The 8,544-nt window shown below is 67.8% G+C and carries 5 protein-coding genes; all 5 read left to right on the top strand.

The annotated features are described in order from the left end of the window. Positions 1-324: GMC oxidoreductase (locus JYJ84_RS21630; RefSeq protein WP_240201886.1), on the top strand; the 324-nt coding region annotated here is incomplete at its 5' end. Between the two features lie 127 nt (positions 325-451). After that, complete coding sequence (locus JYJ84_RS21625; RefSeq protein WP_175221555.1) at positions 452-1,756, top strand: MFS transporter; 1,305 nt, start codon at positions 452-454, stop codon at positions 1,754-1,756. A gap of 778 nt (positions 1,757-2,534) precedes the next feature. Next, positions 2,535-3,950, top strand: a complete 1,416-nt coding sequence (locus tag JYJ84_RS21620) for an FAD-binding oxidoreductase (RefSeq protein ID WP_175221556.1) — start codon at positions 2,535-2,537, stop codon at positions 3,948-3,950. A gap of 180 nt (positions 3,951-4,130) precedes the next feature. Continuing rightward, positions 4,131-5,552: an amino acid permease gene (locus tag JYJ84_RS21615; RefSeq protein ID WP_122949334.1), complete on the top strand. Its 1,422-nt coding sequence runs from the start codon at positions 4,131-4,133 to the stop codon at positions 5,550-5,552. Between the two features lie 224 nt (positions 5,553-5,776). Continuing rightward, a partial coding sequence (locus JYJ84_RS21610; protein ID WP_205189443.1) for a molybdopterin oxidoreductase family protein occupies positions 5,777-8,544 on the top strand: 2,768 nt, incomplete at its 3' end.

Below are 8,544 nucleotides of genomic sequence, written 5' to 3'. Positions count from 1 at the left end.
GTGCGGCCGGGCGCGGACGCGCAGACTGACGATGAGCTGCTCGAGTTCTGCCGCGAATACGGGCAGACGATCTTCCATCCGTCCGGCACCGCGAAAATGGGCGTCGCGAGCGATCCGCTCGCGGTCGTCGACGAGCGGCTGCGCGTGTACGGCACGCGCGGGCTGCGCGTGGTCGACTGCTCGATCATGCCGACCCTCGTATCGGGCAATACCAACGTGCCGATCGTGATGGTCGCCGAGAAGGTATCCGACATGATCCTCGAGGATGCCCGCGCGGCCGATCGCGGCCGCAGCGTTGCATCGGCCGCCGAGGCGCTCGCGTAGGGCCTCGCCACGCATCACCCGCGTGGCCCGTGCTCCTGCGCCCGGACGGCCGCCGCGCGTTCATCGATGCCCCCGCCGGTGAGGCGCCGGGGCAGGTTGCGGCGCATCCTTACCTGGAGAAGCTCGCATGGCAATCGATTCCCGGGTCGTCCGACGCGTGGCCGCGGCCAGCGTGATCGGCGCGACCGTCGAGTGGTACGACTTTTTCCTGTACGGCGTGGTCGCCGGCATCGTGTTCGACAAGCAGTTCTTTCCGGCCGGCGACGCGTTCGTGTCGACGATGCTCGCGTATGCGACGTTCGCGGTCGGCTTCGTCACGCGGCCGCTCGGCGGTTTGCTGTTCGGCCATCTCGGCGACCGCGTCGGACGCAAGTCCGCGCTGATCCTGACGATGCTGATCATGGGCGTGTCGACGGCCGGCGTCGCGTTCCTGCCGACCTACGCGCAGATCGGCATGTGGGCGCCGGTGCTGCTGCTGACGCTGCGCGTGCTGCAGGGCATCGGCCTGGGCGGCGAGTGGGGCGGCGCGGTGCTGATGGCCTACGAATATGCGCCGCCGCACCGGCGCGGGCTGTATGCGAGCCTGCCGCAGATCGGCCTCGCGATCGGGCTGTGCCTCGCGGCCGGCGTGGTTGCGGCGTTGTCACGTGCGTTGCCGGACGCCGCGTTCCTCGCGTGGGGCTGGCGCGTCGCATTCGCGGCGTCGCTGCTGCTCGTCGCGGTCGGCTTCTACATCCGCACGCGGGTGGCCGATACGCCCGAATTCGTCGCGCTCAAGCGCCAGCGGCGCGATACGAAGCTGCCGGTCGTCGAACTGCTTGCAAACTATCGGCAGGCGATCCTGCTCGGGATGGGCGCGCGCTATATCGACGGCGTGTTCTTCAACGTGTTCGCGGTGTTCTCGATCGGCTACATGACGCGCAACCTGTCGATCTCGCGCGGCGATGCGCTGCTCGGCGTGATGAGCGCGGCGGTCGTGATGTGCGGGTTCATCCCCGTGTTCGGCAGCCTGTCGGACCGGCTCGGCCGCGCGCGCGTGTACCGGTGGGGCGCGACGCTGTGCGGGCTGTCGGTGCTGCCCGCGTTCTGGCTGCTGCAGACGCAATCGTCGAACCTGCTCGCCGTGTGGCTCGCGCTGGTGATCCCGTTCGGGATCTTCTATGCAATGGCGTACGGGCCGGAGGCTGCGCTGTTCGCGGAGCTGTTCGACGCGAACGTGCGTTACACGGGCATTTCGTTCGTCTACCAGGTGTCGGGCATTTTCGCGAGCGGCCTCACGCCGATCGTCGCGACCGCGTTGCTGCGCGTGAACGGTGGGGCGCCGTGGCTCGTCGGGGTTTACGTGATGTTGTCTGCACTCCTGTCGATCGTGTCCGCGCGGGCGATCGAGAAGCGTGGCGGCGTGGCTGGCGTCGCGGTGCGCGCGATGTGATGGCAGGCGCGGCGGATGGGGTGGGGGCGGCGTGGCGTGAGGCCGTATCGGCGCCCTGGTCTTCTTGCGGTGTCATGCTTGCGCCGCTGACCGCCGCTGACCGCCGCTGACCGCCGCTCACCGACGCCGTCTGCCGGTCGCTCGTTGTCGCCCGCCGTTCGGCGTCCCGGCCGTCCGGCGGCATTACACCCGCACTGTTGATCTTCGTTGACCGACGCCGTCTGCTGGCTGCCCGCTGTTGCCCGCCGTTCGGCGTCCCGGCCGTCCGGCGGCATTGCACCCGCACTGTTGGTCCTCGTTGACCGACGCAGTCTGCTGGCTGCCCGCTGTCGCCCGCCGTTCGGCGTCCCGGCCGTCCGGCGGCATTACACCCGCACCGTTGATCCTCGTTGCCCGACGCAGTCTGCCGGCTTCCAGCTGTTGCCCGCCGTTCGGCGTCCCGATCGTCCGTCGGCGTCGCACCCGTGCCGCTGATCCCGTTCGACCGTCACCATCCACCTGTTACCCGCCGCTCGCCGTCCCGCGCGCTGGTCCAAGCGAATCTGGTCCACTGGCCCTACCTGCGAAAAAACGGCCTGCCTACACTTTCCTCGACAGATCGCTGCATTGAAGCATCTGCACACGATCGACACGAAGAGAACGATCAGGAGACAGGCATGACCAACAGGCAGTCGGCAGCATTCGCCCGCGCGGCGAGCGCGCGCCCAGCATCAGTCCATCGAATCGCCTCGTGCGCCCGTTGCGGCGCGGCAGGCAAGCCTGCATCGGAGGGCTGACCATGTCGACCCCTTCCATCGAACGCACCGCGAGCGGCTTCGCCGGCGGCCGGTCGAACGATACGCGATACGACCCGACCTACGATCCGCTCGTGTCGCCGGGGCCCGGGTGCGGCAAGCAGTACGCGCCGACCTACTGGGTCGCGACGGCCGGCACCCCGCCGCCCGACGACGGCCCCGTCACGCGCGATCTCGATGTCGACGTCGCGATCATCGGCGCCGGCTACACGGGCCTCGCGACCGCGCTGTGCCTCGCACGGGACCACGGCATCAAGGCTGTCGTGCTCGAAGCCAACCGCACGAGCTGGGGCTGCAGCAGCCGCAACGGCGGGCAGGGGCAGAACGCGTCGGGCCGGCTGTCGCGCTCGCAGTGGATCGAGCGCTGGGGCAAGGACGTCGCGCTGAAGATGCACGACGAGATCCTCGAAGGCTTCGACAACTTCAAGTCGCTCGTGTCGGAAATCGACTGCGATCCGCAGCCGGGCGGCCATTTCCTGATCGCGCACCGTCCGCGCATCATGGCGAAGCTCGCGGCCGAGGCGAAGGTGTGGAAGGACGTGTTCGGCTATCCGTCGGAGCTGCTGAGCGCGGAAACCTTCCGCCGCGAATTCATCAACGACCACGAGGCGGCCGGCGCGCTGCACGAGCCGGAAGGCATCGGCATCCATGCGCTGAAGCTCGCGTTCGGCTACCTGCGCCTCGCGCGCGACGCCGGTGCGAAGGTGCATACGAGCAGCCCCGTGCTCGGCTTCGAGACGATCGACGGCGTGCATCACCTGCGCACACCGGGCGGCGTCGTGCGGGCCCGCGCGGTCGGCATTGCGACCGGCGCGTACACCGCGCAGACGCTCCATCCGTCGCTGCGCAGCAAGGTGATGCCGATCCTGTCGAACTCGATGGTCACGCGCCCGCTCACCGACGCGGAGATCGACGCGTGCAATTTCCGCACGACGCAGGTGCTGACCGATACGCGTACGCTGCGCTTCTACTACCGTTTCCTGCCCGATCGCCGCTTGCAGATCGGCAGCCGCAGCGCGATCACCGGCGACGATGCGCCGAACCCGCGTCACTTCGAATTGCTGAAGGAAGGGATGGCGCGCAAGTTTCCCGCGCTGCGCGGCGTGCAGATCGATTACTCATGGTGGGGCTGGGTCGACGTCAGCCACGACATGATGCCGCGCGTGTGCCAGCCCGACCCGCGGCAGTCGGTGTACTACGCGCTCGGCTACGGCGGCAACGGCGTGTCGTACTCGCAGCAGGCCGGCCGCCGGCTGGCCGAGCAGATCGCGGGGAAGGGCGCACGCCAGACGCTGCCGATCTTCACGTCGCCGCTGCCTGGCCACCCGTTCGCGCCATTCCGGCGCATCGGGCAGCGGATGCTCTACCTGTCGTACTTCAGGAACGACGAAAAGCCCTGAACGCAGTGCATATCGCCCGGCGTGATGCAACGCGCACCGGGCTGTCCAACACAATAAAAGCAACAGAAATCCGTGCGGCCGGGGCTGCAGGCGCCCCTGCACGCGCCGTCGCCGGCGGCGCCCGCGCTCACCCGAAGGTGACGCGCGGACGGCGTCCGGACAACTGGATATGGAGAAGACATGCAACCCTCGAATCAGAGTGACCTGAAGTGTGGACTCAAGCAGCGCCACATGACGATGATCGCGCTTGGCGGCGTGATCGGTGCCGGACTGTTCGTCGGCAGCGGTGTGGTGATTCAGCAGACCGGGCCGGCCGCGATCCTGTCGTTCCTGATCACGGGCGGGCTCGTCGTGCTCGTGATGCGGATGCTTGGCGAGATGGCCTGCGCGATGCCGGCCGTCGGTTCGTTCTACGAATACGCGCGGCTTGCGTTCGGCAACTGGCGCGGGCCCGGCAAGATGGCGGGCTTCCTGACCGGCTGGATGTACTGGTATTTCTGGGTGATCGTCGTTGCGCTCGAAGCGGTGGCCGGCGCCAAGCTGATTCAGTTTTGGCTGCCCGATACGCCGGCGTGGATCATCAGCCTGGCGCTGCTGATCGTGCTGACGCTCACGAACCTGATCTCGGTCGGCAGCTACGGCGAGTTCGAGTTCTGGTTCTCGTCGATCAAGGTCGGCGCGATCATCGTGTTCCTGTTCCTCGGCGGCCTCTACGTGCTCGGCCTGTGGCCCGCGTCGATGCACACGACGTCCGTGCTGCCGACGCTGCTCGGCCACGGCGGCTTCATGCCGCTCGGCATCGGGCCGGTGATGAGCGGGGCGGTCGCGGCGACCGGCTTCTACTTCGGTGCCGAAATCGTCACGATCGCGGCGGCCGAGGCCAAGGAGCCGGCGAAAGCGGTTGCGAAGGCCACCAATTCCGTGATCACGCGCGTGCTGGTGTTCTACGTCGGCTCGGTCGCGCTCGTCGTCGCGCTGGTGCCGTGGAATTCGCATCAGATGGCCACGCCGTACGTGAGCGCGCTCGAAGTGATGGGCCTGCCGGCCGCCGCCAACGTGATGAACGCGATCGTGCTGACGGCCGTGCTGTCCGCGCTCAACTCGGGCCTCTATGCGGCATCGCGGATGCTGTTCGCGCTGACCCGCCATGGCGATGCGCCGGCCGCGCTCGCGAAGGTCAACAAGCGTGGCGTGCCGGTGCGCGCGATCCTGCTCGGCACGGTGTTCGGCTACGTGTCGGTGGTGATGTCGTACGTGTCGCCCGATACCGTGTTCGCGTTCCTCGTCAATTCGTACGGCACCGTCGCGCTGTTCGTGTACGTGCTGATCGCGTTCTCGCAGCTGCGCCTGCGCAAGCGTCTCGACCCGGTGGCCGCCAGCAAGCTGCGCGTCAAGATGTGGGCGTATCCGTACCTCACCTGGGTCGCGATCATCGGCATGGTCGGCATCCTGGTTGCGATGGCGTTCATCCCGGACCAGCGCAAGCCGTTGTGGCTCGGCGTCGCCAGCCTGGGCGTGCTGGTCGTCGCCTACGGGCTGACGCGCCGCAGCCGCCGCGAGCATCTCGACGACAGCGAACTGCTCGCGTATCCGCCGCGGTAATGCCCGGTCACGCATGACGCCGAAGGCCCGGCCCGCACGCCGGGCCTTCGCGCATCCGGCTATCGGCCCGATCCGATGGATGGCCGGGGCAACTATCGGGGCGACCGATAGCACCGATCAGAGGATGCGACTTTATGTCGGCCGCGTGCCGGCATAGCATGGATGAACCGATTCACGGGCGCGCCCCGGCGGGGTGCGCCCTCATCCGCGAACGAGGACAGACGATGGAACATCGGGCACGCGAGCGCGACGAGCAGGCCGAGATCAAGACGACGACGTGCTACATGTGCGCGTGCCGCTGCGGCATCCGCGTGCACCTGCGCGACGGCGAGGTGCGCTATATCGACGGCAATCCCGAGCATCCGCTGAACCAGGGCGTCATCTGCGCGAAAGGTTCGTCGGGAATCATGAAGCAGTATTCGCCCGCTCGGCTCACGCAGCCGCTGATGCGCAAGCCGGGTGCCGAGCGCGGCGACGCGCAGTTCGAGCCGGTGTCGTGGGACGTCGCGTTCGACGTGCTCGAAAAGCGTCTCGCGCACCTGCGCGCCACCGACCCGAAGCGCTTCGCGCTGTTCACGGGCCGCGACCAGATGCAGGCGCTCACCGGCCTGTTCGCGAAACAGTTCGGTACGCCGAACTATGCGGCGCATGGCGGGTTCTGCTCGGCGAACATGGCGGCCGGGATGATCTACACGATCGGCGGCTCGTTCTGGGAATTCGGCGGCCCCGATCTCGACCACGCGAAGCTGTTCTTCATGATCGGCACCGCGGAAGACCACCATTCGAATCCGCTGAAGATCGCGCTCGGCAAGTTCAAGCGCGCGGGCGGCCGCTTCATCGCGATCAATCCGGTGCGCACCGGCTACGCGGCGATCGCCGACGAATGGATTCCGATTCGCCCCGGCACCGACGGCGCGCTGTTCATGGCGCTGATGCACGAGCTGATCGCGCGCGACGCGTTCGACCTCGAATTCGTGTCGCGCTTCACGAACGCGGCCGAGCTGGTCGACCAGCGCGACGGCGCCGACACGTTCGGGTTGTTCGTGCGCGACGCCGGGGCGCCGGAGGTCAACGCGCTGTATCCGCAGAACCGGATGTGGTGGGACACGAAGACGAACCGCGCGGTGCTGCATCACAAGGAAGGCGCGGAGCCTGCGCTCGACGGCCGCTATACGCTCGACGACGGCACGCCCGTCGCGCCGTCGTTCACGCTGCTGCGCGAACAGGTGGCCGAGTGCACGCCCGAATGGGCGGCCGACATTACCGGCATCGCGGCCGACACGATCCGCCGCCTGGCCCGCGAGATGGAGACGGTTGCGCGTGAGCACGCGATCGAGCTGCCGGTGCGCTGGACCGATTCGTGGGGCAAGGCGCACGCATCGGTGAAGGGCGTGCCGATCGCGTTCCATGCGATGCGCGGGCTCGCCGCGCATTCGAACGGCTTCCAGACGATCCGCGCGCTCGCGGTGCTGATGTCGCTGCTTGGCACGATCGACCGGCCGGGCGGCTTCCGGCACAAGGCGCCGTATCCGCGCGCGGTGCCGCCGTCGGCGAAACCGCCGAACGACCCGGCGCAGATCAAGCCGAACACGCCGCTCGCCACCGGCCCGCTCGGCTGGCCCGCCGGCCCCGAGGACCTGTTCGTCCACCCGGACGGCACGCCCGCGCGGCTCGACAAGGCGTTTTCGTGGGAATACCCGCTCGCGGTGCACGGGCTGATGCATTCGGTGATCACCAATGCGTGGCGCGGCGATCCGTATCCGATCGACACGCTGCTGATCTTCATGGCCAACATGGCGTGGAATTCGTCGATGAACACGACGGAAGTGCGCAAGATGCTGGTCGACAAGCGCGATGACGGCGAGTACCGGATCCCGTTCCTCGTCGTGTGCGATGCGTTTGCATCGGAGATGACGGCGTTCGCCGACCTGATCCTGCCCGACACGACCTACCTCGAACGGCACGACGTGATGTCGGTACTCGATCGGCCGATCTCCGAATTCGACGGGCCGGTCGACTCGGTGCGCGTGCCGGTCGTGCCGCCGACCGGCGAATGCAAGCCGTTCCAGGAAGTGCTGATCGAGCTTGCGAGCCGGCTGAAGTTTCCGGCCTTCACGACCGCGGACGGGCAGCGCAAGTACCGCGACTATCCGGATTTCGTCATCAATTTCCAGACCGCGCCCGATTCGGGCACCGGCTTCCTGATCGGCTGGCGCGGCAAGGACGGCGACAAGGCCGTCGTCGGCGAGCCGAACCCCGACCAGTGGAAGCGCTACGCGGAGAACAACTGTGTGTACCACCACCGGCTGCCTGAGCCGCTGCAATACATGCGCAACTGCAATGGGCCATACATGCAGTGGGCAGTCGACAACGGGATGCGCAAGTTCGGCGTGCCGATCGTGATCCAGCTTTATTCAGACGTGATGCAGAAATTCCGGCTCGCCGCGCAGGGCCGCACGTCGGGCCGCCAGCCGCCCGACCATCTGCGCGAGCGCATCGCACGCTATTTCGATCCGCTGCCGTTCTGGCATCGCTCGCTCGAAAGCGGGCTGACCGATGCGGGCCGCTATCCGCTCGCGGCGATCACGCAGCGGCCGATGGCGATGTACCACTCGTGGGATTCGCAGAACGCGTGGCTGCGGCAGATTCACGGCGAGAACCACCTGTTCGTGAACCCGGTGACGGCTGCCGCGCAGCAGATCGACGACGGCGCGTGGATCTACGTCGAATCGCCGTGGGGCAAGGTGCGTTGCCGCGCGCGCTACAGCGAGGCGGTCGAGCCCGGCACCGTGTGGACCTGGAACGCGATCGGCAAGGCGGCCGGCGCATGGAACCTCGGGCCGCAGGCGGGCGAGTCGCAGCGCGGCTTCCTGTTGAACCACGTGATTACCGACGAGCTGCCGGATGCGGCACGCGGTGGTGCGCGGATGTCGAACTCGGATCCGATCACGGGGCAGGCCGGCTGGTACGACGTGCAGGTGCGGATCTATCC

Origin of the sequence: Burkholderia sp. LMG 13014, assembly GCF_905232215.1 — a bacterium.
Classification (GTDB): Bacteria; Pseudomonadota; Gammaproteobacteria; order Burkholderiales; family Burkholderiaceae; genus Burkholderia.
The sequence above is the reverse complement of the archived record's forward strand: the minus strand, read 5'-3'. Positions and strand labels throughout refer to the sequence as shown.